The organism is Saccharopolyspora montiporae, assembly GCF_015209505.1.
Taxonomy (GTDB): domain Bacteria; phylum Actinomycetota; class Actinomycetes; order Mycobacteriales; family Pseudonocardiaceae; genus Saccharopolyspora; species Saccharopolyspora montiporae.
On record NZ_JADEYC010000046.1, the window covers coordinates 25,922 to 40,659 of the forward strand.

General features: G+C 73.0%; 15 protein-coding genes and 1 pseudogene. 8 read left to right on the plus strand and 8 right to left on the minus strand.

The window, feature by feature from the left end:
• Window positions 1–3: 3 nt before the first annotated feature.
• A complete protein-coding gene (locus IQ251_RS19240; protein WP_370591509.1) occupies window positions 4–1,473 on the minus strand; it encodes an AMP-binding protein in 1,470 nt (489 codons plus the stop codon).
• Between the two features lie 191 nt (window positions 1,474–1,664).
• Between IQ251_RS19240 and IQ251_RS19245 the strand changes: the two genes are divergently transcribed.
• Both IQ251_RS19245 and IQ251_RS19250 read left to right on the plus strand, forming a co-directional pair.
• The gene (locus tag IQ251_RS19245) at window positions 1,665–2,822 is read left to right on the plus strand and encodes an LLM class flavin-dependent oxidoreductase (protein WP_193930457.1); all 1,158 of its coding nucleotides are present in this window, start codon (window positions 1,665–1,667) and stop codon (window positions 2,820–2,822) included.
• Between the two features lie 65 nt (window positions 2,823–2,887).
• Entirely contained in the window at window positions 2,888–3,571 is a 684-nt protein-coding gene (locus IQ251_RS19250) for a hypothetical protein (RefSeq protein ID WP_193930459.1), read from the plus strand.
• 22 nt (window positions 3,572–3,593) lie between these two features.
• On the opposite strand, the gene IQ251_RS19255 is transcribed toward IQ251_RS19250, so the two are convergent.
• Both IQ251_RS19255 and IQ251_RS19260 read right to left on the minus strand, forming a co-directional pair.
• Window positions 3,594–4,391: an exodeoxyribonuclease III gene (locus tag IQ251_RS19255; protein ID WP_193930461.1), complete on the minus strand. Its 798-nt coding sequence runs from the start codon at window positions 4,389–4,391 to the stop codon at window positions 3,594–3,596.
• Window positions 4,392–4,494: 103 nt separating this feature from the next.
• Window positions 4,495–4,698 (minus strand): DUF8847 domain-containing protein, encoded by a 204-nt coding sequence (locus IQ251_RS19260; protein ID WP_193930463.1) that lies wholly within the window; start codon window positions 4,696–4,698, stop codon window positions 4,495–4,497.
• Between the two features lie 197 nt (window positions 4,699–4,895).
• Here IQ251_RS19260 and IQ251_RS19265 point away from each other — a divergent pair, with 197 nt between their 5' ends.
• From IQ251_RS19265 to IQ251_RS19290, 6 genes are read left to right on the plus strand one after another with little or no spacing between them, the layout of a single operon-like run.
• On the plus strand, window positions 4,896–5,492 hold the full coding sequence (locus tag IQ251_RS19265) for a DNA polymerase ligase N-terminal domain-containing protein (RefSeq protein WP_193930465.1): 597 nt from the start codon (window positions 4,896–4,898) through the stop codon (window positions 5,490–5,492).
• On the plus strand, window positions 5,489–6,373 hold the full coding sequence (ligD, locus tag IQ251_RS19270; protein ID WP_193930468.1) for a non-homologous end-joining DNA ligase: 885 nt from the start codon (window positions 5,489–5,491) through the stop codon (window positions 6,371–6,373). Before IQ251_RS19265 ends, ligD begins: the two co-directional genes overlap by 4 nt.
• A gap of 24 nt (window positions 6,374–6,397) precedes the next feature.
• The gene (locus IQ251_RS19275; protein ID WP_193930470.1) at window positions 6,398–6,754 is read left to right on the plus strand and encodes a hypothetical protein; all 357 of its coding nucleotides are present in this window, start codon (window positions 6,398–6,400) and stop codon (window positions 6,752–6,754) included.
• A gap of 38 nt (window positions 6,755–6,792) precedes the next feature.
• Complete coding sequence (locus IQ251_RS19280) at window positions 6,793–7,296, plus strand: (2Fe-2S)-binding protein (protein ID WP_193930472.1); 504 nt, start codon at window positions 6,793–6,795, stop codon at window positions 7,294–7,296.
• The gene (locus IQ251_RS19285; protein WP_193930474.1) at window positions 7,293–8,282 is read left to right on the plus strand and encodes an FAD binding domain-containing protein; all 990 of its coding nucleotides are present in this window, start codon (window positions 7,293–7,295) and stop codon (window positions 8,280–8,282) included. Before IQ251_RS19280 ends, IQ251_RS19285 begins: the two co-directional genes overlap by 4 nt.
• The gene (locus IQ251_RS19290) at window positions 8,279–10,348 is read left to right on the plus strand and encodes a xanthine dehydrogenase family protein molybdopterin-binding subunit (RefSeq protein WP_193930475.1); all 2,070 of its coding nucleotides are present in this window, start codon (window positions 8,279–8,281) and stop codon (window positions 10,346–10,348) included. Before IQ251_RS19285 ends, IQ251_RS19290 begins: the two co-directional genes overlap by 4 nt.
• Here IQ251_RS19290 and larC read toward each other — a convergent pair.
• The 5 genes and pseudogenes from larC to IQ251_RS19315 form a co-directional block, all read right to left on the minus strand.
• On the minus strand, window positions 10,317–11,477 hold the full coding sequence (gene larC, locus IQ251_RS19295) for a nickel pincer cofactor biosynthesis protein LarC (protein ID WP_193930487.1): 1,161 nt from the start codon (window positions 11,475–11,477) through the stop codon (window positions 10,317–10,319). The two genes, IQ251_RS19290 and larC, sit on opposite strands and share 32 nt — an antisense overlap.
• Window positions 11,474–12,148, minus strand: coding sequence for a nickel pincer cofactor biosynthesis protein LarB (larB, locus tag IQ251_RS19300; protein ID WP_193930495.1), 675 nt, complete (start codon window positions 12,146–12,148; stop codon window positions 11,474–11,476). Before larB ends, larC begins: the two co-directional genes overlap by 4 nt.
• Window positions 12,145–12,969 carry an ATP-dependent sacrificial sulfur transferase LarE gene (larE, locus tag IQ251_RS19305; RefSeq protein WP_193930505.1) on the minus strand — a complete coding sequence of 275 codons (825 nt, stop codon included), beginning with the start codon at window positions 12,967–12,969 and terminating at the stop codon, window positions 12,145–12,147. The genes larB and larE overlap by 4 nt, the downstream gene beginning before the upstream one ends.
• A gap of 218 nt (window positions 12,970–13,187) precedes the next feature.
• Complete coding sequence (locus IQ251_RS19310) at window positions 13,188–14,234, minus strand: family 2 encapsulin nanocompartment cargo protein polyprenyl transferase (RefSeq protein ID WP_193930507.1); 1,047 nt, start codon at window positions 14,232–14,234, stop codon at window positions 13,188–13,190.
• 63 nt (window positions 14,235–14,297) lie between these two features.
• A pseudogene (locus tag IQ251_RS19315) lies at window positions 14,298–14,738 on the minus strand (Crp/Fnr family transcriptional regulator); the annotation flags it as partial.

Consider the following 14,738-nt stretch of genomic DNA (forward strand, 5'->3'; position numbering starts at 1 on the left):
CCGCTACCGGCGTTCGGCGCGCAGCAGGCCGCGCCGCACCTTGCCCGCCTCGTCGCGCAGCGGTTGCGCGGTGAACTCCACGCTGCGGGGCAGGCGGTGCGCCGCCACGTGCCCGCGCAGGTGTTCCAGCAGGGCTTCGGCGCTGACCGGAGCGCTCGGTTGCACGATCGCGTGCACCGCATTGCCCAGGTCCTCGTCCGGTAGCCCGATCACGCAGCTGTCCGCGACCGCCTCGTGCAGCCCGAGCGCGGCTTCGATCTCCGCCGGGTAGACGTTGGCCCCGCCCACCAGGATCATGTCCGATTCCCGGTCGCCGAGGTAGAGGTAGCCGTGCTCGTCGAACCATCCGATGTCGCCCAGCGATTCCCAGCCCGCGTCGTCGGCGTCGGCCGTGCCGCCGAGCAGGTGGTAGGTCGGCTCGGTGCCCGCGTCGCGGCGCATCCAGATCTTGCCTTCCCGACCCGGGCCGAGCTCGCGCCCGTCCGCGTCGCGCACCTGCATCCGACCCTTGAGCACCCTGCCCACCGAACCCGGGTGCTGCAGCCACTCCTCACCGGTGATCGCCGCGGAGGCCACCGATTCGGTCCCGGCGTAGATCTCGCGCAGGATCGGGCCCACCCAGTCGATCCAGTGCCGCTTGAGCCAGACGGGGACCGGGGCGGCGGTGTGGAAAACGGTGCGCAGGCTGGACATGTCCGCGGCCGCGCGCACGGGTTCGGGGAGTTTCGCGATCCGGTGCAGGATCGTGGAGACCGCGTAGAGCCAACTGACCCGGTGCTCGGCGATGAGCTCCAGCGCGCGGGCCGCGTCGAAGCGGCGCATGAGCACGACGTGGTTGCCGCGCAGCAGTCCCATCGCCACGGCCATGTTCGGGCCGTTGTGCGAGACCGGGGACGGCACCAGCACGACCCCGCCGTGCTCGATCCCGAACGCGTCCGCGGCGGGGTCGATCTCCTCGACGGTGGCTGCGCCGCCGGAGACGATGACCTTCGGCCGGCCGGTGCTCCCGCCGGAGGCCGGCGCCTTCCACGCCGGCGAGATGGCCGGGGGCAACGGGGAATCGTCCTGCTGGGCGGAACTCCGGTGCCCCGCGGGCAGGTGCGGCCGGTTGCCGGTGACCTCGCCGGGCACGTCGCCGATCACCAGGGCCGGACCGGTGAGAGCGACGATCTCGGCGAGTTCGGCGGTGGGCAGCTTCGGGCTCAGCGGCTGCGGGACCGCGCCGATCTTCCAGCAGGCGACCTCGGCGAGCACGAACGCGGTGCTGTTTCCCAGCACGATGGCGGTGAAATCCCCGGCGCGGACACCGGCCGCCAGCATGTCGCGGGCCAGCCGGTTGGCGGCCGACTCCAGCCGGGCGCGGGTCAGCGTTCCGTCTTCGCAGGTGAGGGCGGGTATATCGGGTCCTTCGGCGGCGAGTTCGGCCAGTCGGACCGGGAGTGGTGTGCCGGAGTGCTGATCATCGTCGGACACGGTCGGTTCTCCTTCGCGTCGGAGCCGAGGTCTCATGATCCACTATGGAGTGTTCGCCGATCGCCTCGACGACGGGAACGGTGGAAAGAACCGCCATGCGGCGGATTGTGCTGTTCCGGAAGGCACGTGTGCACTGGTTCCGGAGCGATCGCCGCGGGCGTCCGGAAGCGCCTGTGCGTGGGGAGGTTGGCGTGAGCAAGCTGCGATTCGGCGTTTTCCTGGCACCTTTCCACACTCCCGGCCGCAATCCCACCCTCGCGCTGCAGCGCGATCTGGAGCTGGTCGAGCACCTCGACGACCTCGGCTTCGACGAGGTCTGGATCGGTGAACACCATTCGGCGGGCAGCGAGCTGATCGCCTCGCCGGAGATCTTCATCGCCGCGGCGGCCGAACGGACCCGGCGGATCCGGTTGGGCACCGGCGTGGTCTCGCTGTCGTACCACAACCCCCTGTGGGTGGCCGATCGCATGGTGCTGCTGGACCACCTCACCCGTGGGCGGGTGATGCTCGGCGTGGGACCCGGTTCGCTGCCCACCGATTCAGCGATGATCGGGCTCGACCCCACCGCCACCCGCGAGCTGCTGGCGACCAACCTGGACATCGTGCTGCGGCTGCTGCGCGGCGAGGCGGTCACGGCGAGCACCCGCACGCACGAGCTCGTCGATGCGCGGCTGCAGCTGCGCCCGTACTCGGACCCGCTGTTCGACATCGCGGTCGCCGCGGTGGCCTCGCCCACCGGGCCGCGCCTCGCCGGGACGCACGGGCTGGGCATGCTGTCCCTCGGCGCGACGCTGACCGCGGACGGGTTCGATGCGCTGGGCCACCACTGGGGCGTGCTCGCCGAACGCGCGCAACACGTGGGTGCCGAGGTGGACCGCGCCTCCTGGCGGCTGGTGGGGCCGATGCACGTGGCCGAGACCCGGGAGCAGGCGTACCGGGACGTCGAGCACGGCATCGAGGACTGGTTCCGCTACTTCCAGAAGGTCGCCGCGTTCCCGCAGATGCACGTGGAGGGCGGGAACATGCGGGAGATGGTGGATTTCATCCGGGAGTCCGGGGTCGGCGTGATCGGTACGCCCGACGACGCCACCGAGCAGGTGCAGCGGTTGTGGGACCAGTCGGGCGGTTTCGGTGCGATGCTGGTGATGGCGCAGGACTGGGCCGATCCGGCGGCGACCCGGCGCTCCTACGAACTGCTCGCCGAGCGGGTTCTGCCGCACTTCCAGGGGCAGAGCGAGCCGACGCTGCGCGCGCGGGACCGGGCCACGGAGGTGCGCAGCGGGCACGCGCAGGCGCAGCTGGACGCGGTGGCACGGATGACGCAGAAATACGCGGAGGAGGGCGGCTGACCCTGGCGCCGAGACATGATGCCGCGTACTGTGAACCTCAGGTTTACAGCTAGGAGGTGGGCGCGATGATGCCGGTGCAGGAGCTCGGCGCCCTGGCGGAGCGGTTGGCGGTGGAGAAAGCCGAGGATTCCGTCGTGGCGCCGAAGAACGAGGACCCGCCCGACGAGCAGCGCCGCCGCGGCGCGGCCATGGGCCGACTGAGGGCTGCGCGGGACGTGGAGGAGCTCGCCGCCCGCGCGGCCGCCCAGCGCACCGCGGCGGCGGCCGAACGGGCCGTGTGGTTGGGTGCGAGCCTGGCCGACCTCGGCACGTCCACCGGTCATTCCCGGCAGGCCGCGCGCAAGCGGTGGCCGGGGTTGGGCGAGATCTACCGGCGGCGCAAGTGGCTCGCCGAGCACATCCCGGATATCAAGCACGTCGCCGGGCTGCTCGACCAGCACGCCCGCGAGCTGCGACCGTCCGAGTTCCACACCGAGGAGCAGCTGGCCGACGGGTTGCGCGCGGTACGCAGCACGGCCCGGTGGTGTGCGGCGGAGTTCGGCGCGGCAGCCGACGGCAGGCCCACCGCGGACGCCGATCCGGTCGCGCGGTGGCGCGAACTCGACGTGCTGGTCGGCGGGCATCTCCGGCACGTCGTGGAGGCGGCCGGACCGTCGGACACCGACCAGGCGGACTTCGCGCTGCACGTGACGCGCGGCCTCGTCGGGTACTACGACCACGCGGTCGCGGGCACCGACGCGGACGACTGACGGATCGTGGACCGGGGTGCGGTCACAGGTCGAGGTCGACGACCACCGGGGCGTGGTCCGAGGTTCCCTTGCCCTTGCGCGCGTCCCGGTCCACGTAGGCGTCGCTGACCGCAGCGGTCAGCTGCGGGTCGCCGTAGACCAGGTCGATGCGCATGCCCTGGTTCTTCGGGAAGCGCAGTGCGCGGTAGTCCCAGTACGTGAAGGCCACCTCGTACTTCAGCGGCCGCGGCGCCACCTCGGCCAGGCCCGTGCCGACCAGTTCGGTCAGCGCGGCGCGCTCCCGCTCGGTCACGTGCGTCGCGCCGTCGAACTGGCCGATGTCCCACACATCGGCATCGGTGGGCGCGATGTTGAAATCCCCCAGCACGGCGAACGGTCCGGCGGTCTTGAGCTCTTCGGCCGCTGTCTCGCGCAGCGCGGAAAGCCAGCGCAGCTTGTACTCGTAGTGCGGGTGGTCGACATCGCGGCCGTTGGGCACGTACACCGACCACACCCGGACACCGCCGCAGGTGGCGCCGATCGCCCGCGGTTCGGCCGCCTCGAACATCGCTCCCTCGGCCTGGAACCCCGGTTCGTCGGCCAGGCCGCGCCGCACGTCGTCCAGCCCGACCCGGGACAGCACCGCGACGCCGTTCCAACGGCCGTTGCCGTGCGCGGCCACCTCGTAGCCGAGTTCGGCGACCTGCTCGGCCGGGAACGCGTCGGCGTCGACCTTCAGCTCCTGCAGGCACAGCACGTCCGGCTCGGCCGCGGACAGCCAGTCGAGCAGCTTGGGTAGCCGCGCGTTCACCGAGTTGACGTTCCAGGTGGCGATGCGCATGGCGGAGAGCCTGTCATACCTGCTCGCGCGCGCTGCGGGAGAGGTCGCCGCCCTCCGGGGATCACCGCGTGCGGGGTCGCCGGATCGCAGGGGTCGGCCGCTGTCAGGCCGCCTGCTCGCCGGCGAACTGGTAGCGCCACACGCCGTCGGCCCGGCGGTCGTACCGCTCGTAGTGCACCCGGCTCGCGGCACCGTCGGTGCCGAAGGTGAACTCGCCCACGGGCGGCTGCGCGCCGGGCGCCGGGAGGATGAACGACCGGCCGTCCTGTGGGCCGCCGATCAACTCCGCGTGCACGTGCTGCTGCATCCAGTATCCCTCCGTTCGGTGACGACTGCGCTGTCCATGGGACCATCTGTGTTCGGATTGGGTTCCACGTGTCACCCGAAGGTCGCAACGAAGTCGATCGCGCAGATACGTTTCGCGTTCGCCGGACAGCGCTCCGTGCCGGAGCCGCGGTCGCGGCGCGGAGATTGCGCCTCCCGTCCCGCGGGTACGCGAGCGGCATGACCGATGACGGACTCGCCACCTACCGCGCCCGGCGGGACACGGCAACGTCCGGCGAACCCAGCGGGGCGCGGTCCGGCGCGAACGGCGGACCGCACCCGCGGTTCGTGGTGCAGCGGCACGAAGCCTCCAGCCTGCATTACGACTTCCGGCTGGAGGCCGACGGCGTGCTCAAGTCCTGGGCGGTGCCCAAGGGGCCGTCGCTGGACCCGCACGACAAGCGGCTGGCCACGCAGACCGAGGACCACCCGGTGGACTACGCGGACTTCGAGGGCGAGATCCCGGAGGGCTACGGCGCCGGCACCGTCGTGGTGTGGGACACCGGTACCTACCGCAACCTCACCGAGCACCGCGGCGCACCGGTTCCCGTTCCCGATGCGCTGGACCGCGGGCACGTCAAGGTCGAGCTTCGAGGTAGCAAACTGCACGGCGCGTTCGCGCTCACCCGCACCCGGATGGACGGCCGCGCCGAATGGCTGCTGGTGAAGGTGGACGACGCCGAGGTCGACCGCAGGCACGATCCGGTGCGCGAGGACCCGGAGTCGGTGCTGTCCGGCCGGACCAACGCCGAACTGCGCAGCGGAGGAGGCCGATGAACCGCGACCCCGGCGAACGGGACGTGGAGCTGTCGAACCCGGACAAGGTCCTCTACCCGGCCGACGGCCGGACCAAGCGGGACGTGTTCGAGTACTTCGGCTCGGTCTCCAGCGAGATGCTGCCGCACGTGCGCGGCAAACCCGCGACCCTGCGCCGGTTCCCGGACGGGGTGCACGAGGAGGGCTTCTTCCAGAAGGCGGCACCGGATTCCGTCCCGGACTGGATCCGGGTGGCGGCCGTGCCTCAGGTGGGCTCCGCGGAACCGCTGCACCAGGTCGTCGCCGACGACGCGGCCACGCTGCTGTACCTGGCCAACCTGGCGTGCCTGGAACTGCACGTGGGGCTGGCGCGCGTGGAGCAGCCCGACCGTCCGCTGCTGGCTGTGCTGGACGTCGACCCGCCGGCCGACGTCGACCTGCCGCTGCTGCGCGACGTGGTGCGCGATCTGTGCCGGCGGTTCCGCGGGGCCGGGCTCACCCCGTACCTGCAGACCACCGGCGGCAAGGGGTTCCACGTGGTCGCGCCGCTGGCCGGCGAGCACGGTTTCGACGAAGTACGCGACCGGATGCGGACGATGAGCCAGCAGGCCCAGGACGACCAGCCGCGCACGCTGACCACCAGCCAGCGCAAGCAGCACCGCGGCGACCGCATCTACCTCGACGTCGGCCGGAACGCCTACGGGCAGACCATGATCGCGCCGTACTCGCTGCGCGCGCGGGACGGTGCCCCCGCGGCCACCCCGGTGACCGAGGAAGAGCTGGACGAGGTCGGTCCCCGCTCGTTCGGTCTGGCCGGTATGGCCGAACGGTTGGCGCGCCGCGGGGATCCGTGGAGCGGCATCGAGCAGGCTCATCCTGCCGGACTGCCCGGCGGTGCGTGACCGACCGACGCGAGAGGAGGACCGATGAGCTCCGATCCGGCCGAGACCGGTGAGAGCGCCCCGGAACCGGAGGAGCCCACCACGCTGGGCGGACCGACCGGCCTCGACGAGGACGAGATCGGCGAGGACCGGACCCCGGGCGGTGTGGAACCGCCGGACGAGTGGAGCAGGACGGCCGCCGACCGGCCCACCCCGCGCGAGCAGCGCGCCGGCGAATCCGTCGAGCAGCGGCTGGCCGAGGAACGCCCGGACACCGAGAACGAGCCGGTCGGCACCGAACCGGTCGGCGAGACCCGCGAGCACGAGCTCGACGAGACCGTCGACGAGCGCGCCGAACAGCAGGTCGCCGACAGCGACCCGGACCACGTCGAACCGGACTGACCGGGCAGGCGAGGTCCGCTCGGCGGGAAGGGGGAGCAGTGGACGCCGAGATCACGTTGACGGTCGACGGGACGCGGCACCGGTTCACCGTGGACACGCGGACGACCGTGTTGGACGCGCTGCGCGAGCGGTTGGGGGTGACCAGCCCGAAGAAGGGTTGCGACCACGGGCAGTGCGGTGCCTGCACCGTGCTGCTGGACGGCGTGCGGGCCAACTCGTGCCTGCTGCTGGCGGTGGCATGCGGCGGATCCCGCGTCGGCACCGCCGAAGGGCTCGGCACGGCCGAGGATCCGCACCCGATGCAGCGCTCGTTCGTCGAACACGATGCGCTGCAGTGCGGCTACTGCACGCCCGGCCAGGTGATCTCCGCGGTGGGCGCCCTCGACGAGTGGGCCGCCGGAACGCCCAGCGCCGCGACTCGCCGCGACGGCACACCCGCGGACCCCGATGACGAGATCCGCGAGCGGATGAGTGGGAATCTGTGCCGCTGCGGCGCCTACGCCAACATCGTGCCCGCGATCCGGGAGGTGTCCGACCGGTGAGGCCGTTCCGCTACGAGCACGCCGCGAACCCGGACGCGGCGGTGCGTGCCGTCTCCCGCGATCCGGACGCCCGATTCCTGGCCGGTGGCACCAATCTCGTCGACCTGATGAAGCTGGCAGTGGCCGAACCGGGCTCGCTGGTCGACGTGCGCACCGCCACCGCCCCGCGTATCGAGCGGCTGGACGACGGCGGGCTGCGCATCGGCGCCGCGGTCACCAACACCGCGCTGGCCGCTGACACCGAGGTGCGCAGCCGCTACCCGCTGCTGTCCGAAGCGGTGCTGACCGGCGCGTCCGGGCAGCTGCGCAACATCGCCACCACCGGCGGCAACCTGCTGCAGCGCACCCGATGCCCGTACTTCCAGGACGTGACCACGCCGTGCACCAAGCGCGAACCCGGCACCGGCTGTTCGGCGCTGGAGGGGTTCCAGCGCGAGCACGCGATCCTCGGCGCGTCCCGGTCGTGCATCGCCACGCACCCCTCGGACATGGCGGTCGCGCTCGTGGCGCTGGACGCCGCGGTGCGCACCACCGGCCCGAGCGGTGCGCGCGTGCTGCCGATCGCCCAGCTGCACCGGCTGCCGGGAGACGAACCCCAGCACGACACCGTGCTGGAGCACGGCGAACTGATCACCGCGGTGGACATCCCGCCGCTGGGTTTCGCCCCGCGTTCGCGCTACCGCAAGGCCCGGGAACGGGCGTCCTTCGCGTTCGCGCTGGTGTCGGTGGCCGCTGCGCTCGACGTCGCCGACGGGATCGTGCGCGGGGTGCGCCTCGCGCTCGGCGGTGTCGCGCACAAGCCGTGGCGGGCCGCCGCCGCCGAGGCCGAACTGCTCGGCGCCCCCGCCGACACCGCGCGGTTCACCGCGGCCGCCGATGCCGAACTGTCCGCGGCGCAGCCGGTTCCGGGCAACGAGTTCAAAGTCCCGCTGGCGCGCAACATGATCGTTGCGACGCTGGCCGACATCGCGGGGGAACAGCGATGAGCGAGCTGCGGCTGGACGGACCGGACAAGGTGCGGGGGACCGCACGCTACGCCGCCGAGCACCCGGTCGAGGATCCGGTGCACCTGTACGCGCTGCAGTCCCGGATCGCCCGCGGGTCGGTGACCGCGCTGGACGTCGGCGCGGCGCGGGCGCAGGACGGGGTGCTCGGACTGCTCACGCACGACAACGCCCCGCGGCTGGCCCCGGAAGCCGATCGCGACCTGGTGGTGCTGCAGTCCGCGGAGATCGGGTACCGCGGCCAGTTCATCGGCGCGGTTCTGGCCGAAACGCCCGAAGCTGCCCGGCACGCCGCCGGTCTCGTCCAGGTGCAGTACGCCGAGCAGCCCGCCGAACTCGCCTTCGCGCCGGACGATCCGCAGCTGGTGGCGCCGGAGAAGGTCAACGCCGGGCACCCGACCGACACCGACCAGGGCGACGTGGACGCCGCGTTCGCCGCGGCCGAGGTGCTGGTGCGGGGCACGTACCGCACACCGCTGGAGCACAACAACCCGATGGAACCGCACGCCACCATCGCGTCCTGGTCGGCCGACGGGGAGCTCACCCTGTACGACTCCACCCAGGGCGTGCACTGGGTGCGCGACGCGCTGGTGCGCGCGTTCGGCCTCGACCCGGAGCGGGTGCACGTGATCTCGCCGCACGTGGGTGGCGGTTTCGGGTCCAAGGGGATCCCGCATTCCAACGTGGTGCTGACCGCCATGGCCGCGCGCCTGGTGGCGCCGCGGCCGGTGAAGTACCCGCTGACCCGCGGGCAGATGTTCGATGTGGTCGGCTACCGCACCCCGACGGTCCAGCACATCCGGATGGCCGCCGATTCCGCGGGGCGGTTGACCGCGATCAGCCACGACGTCGCCGAGCAGTCGTCGCGGACCAAGGAGTTCGCCGAGCAGACCGCGGTGCCCACCCGCACCACCTACGCGGCCCCGAACCGGCGCACCGCGCACCGGATCGCGGTGCTCGACGTGCCGGTGCCCAGCTGGATGCGCGCGCCCGGTGAGTGCCCGGGGATGTTCGGCCTGGAGGTCGCCGCCGACGAGACGGCCGAAGCGTGCGGGCTGGACCCGATCGAGTTCCGCGAACGCAACGACACCGCGCAGGATCCCGCCACCGGACTGCCGTTCTCCAGTCGGAACCTGGTGTCCTGCTTGCGCACCGGAGCGCAGCGGTTCGGCTGGTACGACCGGGCGCCCAGCCCGCGCGGCAACAGGGACGGCGAGTGGCTGGTCGGTACCGGGGTGGCCGCGTCGACCTATCCGGTGTTGCGCATGCCCGGTTCGCGGGCCACCGTCCGGGCGCGGCCGGACGGGACCTACCAGGTGCTCATCGGGGCGAGTGATATCGGGACCGGGGCGTGGACCGCGCTGACCCGGATCGCGGCCGAGGCGCTGGACGTGCCGGAGAGCTCGGTGCGGGTCAGCCTCGGCGACACCGACCTGCCGTGGGCCTCGGGCGCGGGCGGATCGACCGGCACGAACTGCTGGGGGTCGGCCATCGTGCACGCGGCTCGGCTGCTGCGGGAGCAGCTGGCCGAGCGGGAGGCGATGCCCGACGAGGGGGTCGCGGTCACCGCGGGTCTGCCGGACAACCCGCACGCGGGCAACTGCGCGATGCACGCCTTCGGGGCCCAGTTCGCCGAGGTGCGGGTGCACGTGCACACCGGTGAGGTGCGGGTTCCGCGTCTGCTGGGCATTTTCGCCGTCGGCCGGGTGATCAACGCCGTCACCGGCCGGTCGCAGCTGATCGGCGGGATGACGATGGGGCTGTCCGGCGCCTTGCACGAGCACAGCTACCGCGATCCCCGGTTCGGGCACGTCGTCAACCGCGATCTCGCGCAGTACCACATCGCCGGGCACGCGGACATCGGCGAGATCGAGGCGGACTGGATCGAGGAGCACGACCCCTACGTCAACCCGATGGGCGCCAAGGGGATCGGCGAGATCGGGATCGTCGGCACCGCGGCGGCCGTGGCCAACGGGGCGTACCACGCGAGCGGGGTGCGGGTGCGCGAGCTGCCGCTCACCCCGGACCGGTTCCTGCGCGGTCCGTGAACCCGCGCAACGCGCGCTCGGCGACCGCGCGCGCAGGCACGCCGAGGGCGTCGGCCGCGGCGACGACGTCGTCGTGCTCCGGTTTCGCGTGCCACGGGCCCTGTTTGACCCGCACCCGGTGTCCACCGACCAGCACCGCCGAGGTCGTGCGGGGTGCGGGGGAGCGGTGCACGCGGTGGCTGCGCACGCCCAGCGTTCCGGTCTCGGCCAACAGCAGCTCGGTCAGCTCCGGTTCCAGCGCCGGATCGCACAGCACGTGCAGCACGCACCCGGGCCGGGACTTCTTCATCCCCGCCGGGCTCGTCCACGCGTCCGCGGCGCCGCGTTGCAGCGCGCTTTCCAGCACATGTCCCAGGATCTCACCCGGTACATCGTCCACAGTGGTCTCCAGCATCGCCATCGCGCCCGCCGGTTCGCCGACCGGTTCGCCGAGCACCGCGGTGAGCGCGTTGGGCCGGTCCGCGAACTCGCGGGTCCCCGCGCCGCGCGCGGTCCCGACCACCGTCATCGGCGGCGGTGGGGCGTAGCTGGTCCCGGCGGCGCGCAGCAGCGCGGCACCGGTCGGGGTGACCGTTTCCCCATCCAGATCACACCCGCGGACCACCGCACCGCGCAGCAGCTCCGTCGTGGCCGGGGCCGGTGCGGGCAGCACGCCGTGCGCGCAGCGGACGGTCCCGGTGCCCAGGGCGAGCGGGGCGCTGTGCACCTGCCGCACGCCCAGCGCGTGCAGGGCCGCCGCGGTGCCCACGGTGTCCAGCACGGTGTCCAGACCGCCGATCTCGTGCAGGTGCACCTGATCCGGATCCTGGCCGTGCAGCGCGGCTTCGGTGCCCGCGATGGCCCGCACCGCCTCGGCGGCGAGGTCGGCGACCGGTTCCGGGCGGGCGCGCCGCACCCGGTCGAGCAGGTCGGCCGCCGTGCGCGCGGTGCGGTCGTCGTCCGTACCGATCACGGCCCGGGTCGCGCTGATGCCGCCGGTGCCGACCTGCTCGGCAGCCAGCGACCAGCCGCGCAGACCCGTGGCCTCGACGGCCGCGCGCACCCGGTCCAGCGGTGCGCCGAGTCCGAGCAACGCGCCCAGCAGCATGTCCCCGGAGACGCCCGTGGCCGGGTTGAGCCAGAGGATCACCGCTGCCCCGCCGCGGTGCGCGCGAGCCGGTGCGCGGCCATCGCCGCACCGAACCCGGAGTCGATGTTGACCACGACGATCCCGGCCGCACAGGAGGTCAGCATCGCCAGCAGCGGGGTCACCCCGTCCAGCGCGGCGCCGTAGCCGACCGAGGTCGGCACCGCGATCACCGGGCAGCCGACCAATCCGCCGACCGCGCTGGCCAGCGCCCCTTCCATGCCCGCGACCACGATCACCGCGTCGGCGGCGGCCAGTTCGTCCTGCACCGCCAGTAGCCGGTGCAGCCCGGCCACCCCCACATCGCGCACCGCGGTGGTGCGCAGCCCGATCGCCTCGGCGACCGCGGTCGCTTCGGCCGCGACGGGCCCGTCGGCGGTTCCGGCGGTGGCCACGCAGATCCGGAACGAGCCCTCCGCCGCGGGGCGCCACACGAGCAGTCGCGCGTCGGCACGGTAGTGCCCGTCCGGGACTTCGGCCAGCACCTCGGCGGCCGCGTCCGCGCCGATCCTGGTCACCAACACCGGTCCGCTGCTGTGCGCGTGCAGTTCGCGCACCACACCGGTGATCTCAGCGGTGCGCTTGCCCGGGGCGTAGACCACTTCCGGCAGGCCCTGCCGGGATTCCCGGTCCAGGTCCGGGCGGGCGTAGCCGAGGTCGGTGAACCCGGTCATGCGCTCGTCCGGGACGGCAGCAGCGGCAACAGGGCATTCATCCGGCCACTGGTGAACCCGGCGAGGTCCAGTGAGCAGAAGGTGAACCCGGCCGCGCGCACGGCGCCGTCGATCTCCTGCCGGGCGGCCGCGGCCCGCTCGACCGCGTCCGGGGGCACCTCCAACCGCGCGAGCGTCCCGCCGGAGTGCGCGCGCACCCGGCACTCCGCGAAGCCCAGCCGGTGCAGCTCCTGTTCGGCGCGCTCGACCTGCGCCAGCACCTCCGGGGTGACCGGGTCCCCGTAGGCGACCCGCGAGGCCAGGCATGCGGCCGCAGGTTTGTCCGCTGTGGACAGTCCGAGATCGCCGCTGATCGCGCGCACCGCGCGCTTGTCGAGTCCCGCATCCACCATCGGCGCGATCGCGTCCCGCCCGGCGGCGGCGCGCTGTCCCGGTCGGTGATCGCCGAGATCGTCGAGGTTGGTGCCCAGCGCGACCCGCGCGCCCATCGCGGTCGCGATCGGGTCCGCCGCGTCGAACAGCGCCGATTTGCAGTGGAAGCAGCGGTTCCCGTCGTTGGCAGCGTATTCCGGGCGCTCGGCCTCGTCGGTGCACACTTCCACGTGCGCGAAACCGCGGTCGCGGGCGAACGCGCGCGCTCCGGCGCGCTCGGCGGCGGGCAGGCTCGGCGAAATCGCGGTGATCGCGAGCATCCGGGAACCGAGGACCCGGTGGGCGACCTCGGCCAGCAGCGCCGAGTCCACCCCGCCGGAGAACGCCACCACCAGGGCGGGTTCCGCGGCGATCCGGGTGTGCAGGCGATCGAGTGCGGACGAGCTCACGGCCGGCTCCTTCCGTCCAGCGGCGCGGGGCACGTGCCCGGCCCGGGACGACTCTAGCCCAACGGCGCAAGACCCGTCCCGCGCCGAAGCTCCGGTGCGGGAGGGAGGTTCCGGGTTGTGCTCCTTGAGCGACGGAATCCGTCTCCGCGCGGCACGCGGCCCGCACCGCCCAGCAGGCCACTGCGGCACTAGACCTGATCGTCCGCAATGGACGGATGCTAGTGGTCGCGATTCGTCATCAGCTGCGCGAGCGCGGTCAGCTCACCGGTGGCCGACTCGACCGGTCCGGCCCGCCGCAGGTCGCGCAGCGCGCTGGAGAGCACGTCGTCGGCCTGGCGTTGACTCCACGCCCGGCCACCGGCCACCGCCACGAGTTCCGCGGCGTGCGCCAGATCGCTGCCGGAGAGCGGCTCGTCCCGGCGGTAGAGCTCGGCCAACCGCTGCCCGGCCGGCGTCCCCGAGCTCAGCGCGGCCACCACCGGCAGGGTCTTCTTGCGGGTGCGCAGGTCGGAGAACACCGGTTTCCCGGTGACGCCCGGATCGCCCCAGATGCCCAGCAGGTCGTCCACGTGCTGGAACGCCACCCCCAGCCGCTCGCCGAAGGACTGCATCCGTGCGACCTGCTCGGCCGAACCGCCGCCGAGCAGCGCACCGAGCGCGGCGGCCCCGCCGAGCAGCGCACCGGTCTTGTCCCGCGCCATGCGCCGGCATTCCGCCAGTTCCACGACGTGCCGGTCCTCGAACGTGAGATCCGCGCTCTGCCCGCTGATCAGGTCGAGCACCGCGGTGGACAGCATCCGCGCCGCTTCGGCCGCCCGCGGGTTCGCGCAGGAGGCGAGCACGTCGTTGGCCAGCGTCAGCAGCGCATCCCCGGCCAGGATCGCCGGGCCGGTCCCGAACACGGTCCAGGCCGTCGGCCGGTGCCTGCGCGAGACGTCCCCGTCCATCACGTCGTCGTGCAGCAGCGAGAAGTTGTGCACCAGCTCGACCGCGACGGCCCCGGGCAGCGCGTCGGACTCCGCCCCGCCCACCGCCGCGGAAGCCAGCAGCACCAGGGCGGGCCGGACGGCCTTGCCCCGGTCCGCGTCCACCGGATTGCCCCGCTCGTCCCACCATCCGAGGTGGTAGCCGGTGATGTGCCGCATCCGCTCCGGCAGCTCGTCCACGGCGGCGCGCAGTGCCGGTTCCGCGGCCGTCCGGCTGCGGTCCAGGGCTGCCCGCGCGGCGGCCCCGGCCCCGTTCGCGTTGTGCTGCAGAGCTGTCATCTGCTGCTTCCCTTCGGCTCGTGCCCCGCACGCGGGGACCGGGTGTCCACCGGGGTCGGCGGGTCAGCGGTTGATCTCGACGTGTTCGAGCACGCCCAGCGAGTCCGGGACCAGCGCGGCGGCCGAGTAGTAGGTGCTGACCAAGTACGACATGACCGCGTTCCGGTCGATGCCCATGAACCGCGCCGAGATGCCCGGCTGGTACTCGTCGGCCAGCCCTGTCCGGTGCAGACCCACCACGCCCTGGTCGTCCTCGCCGGTGCGCATCGCCAGCACCGAGCTGGTGCCCCGATCGCTGATCGGCACCTTGTCGCTGGGCAGCAACGGGATCCCGCGCCACGCCTGCACCGTGCGCCCGCCCACGTCGGTGGGTTCGGGGTAGATCCCGCGGCGGGTGCACTCCCGGCCGAACGCGGCGATGGTGCGCGGATGCGCGAGCAGGAACCGGGTGCGGCGCCGGCGCGAGACGAGCTCGTCGAGGTCGTCGGGGGTGGGTGGGCCGGT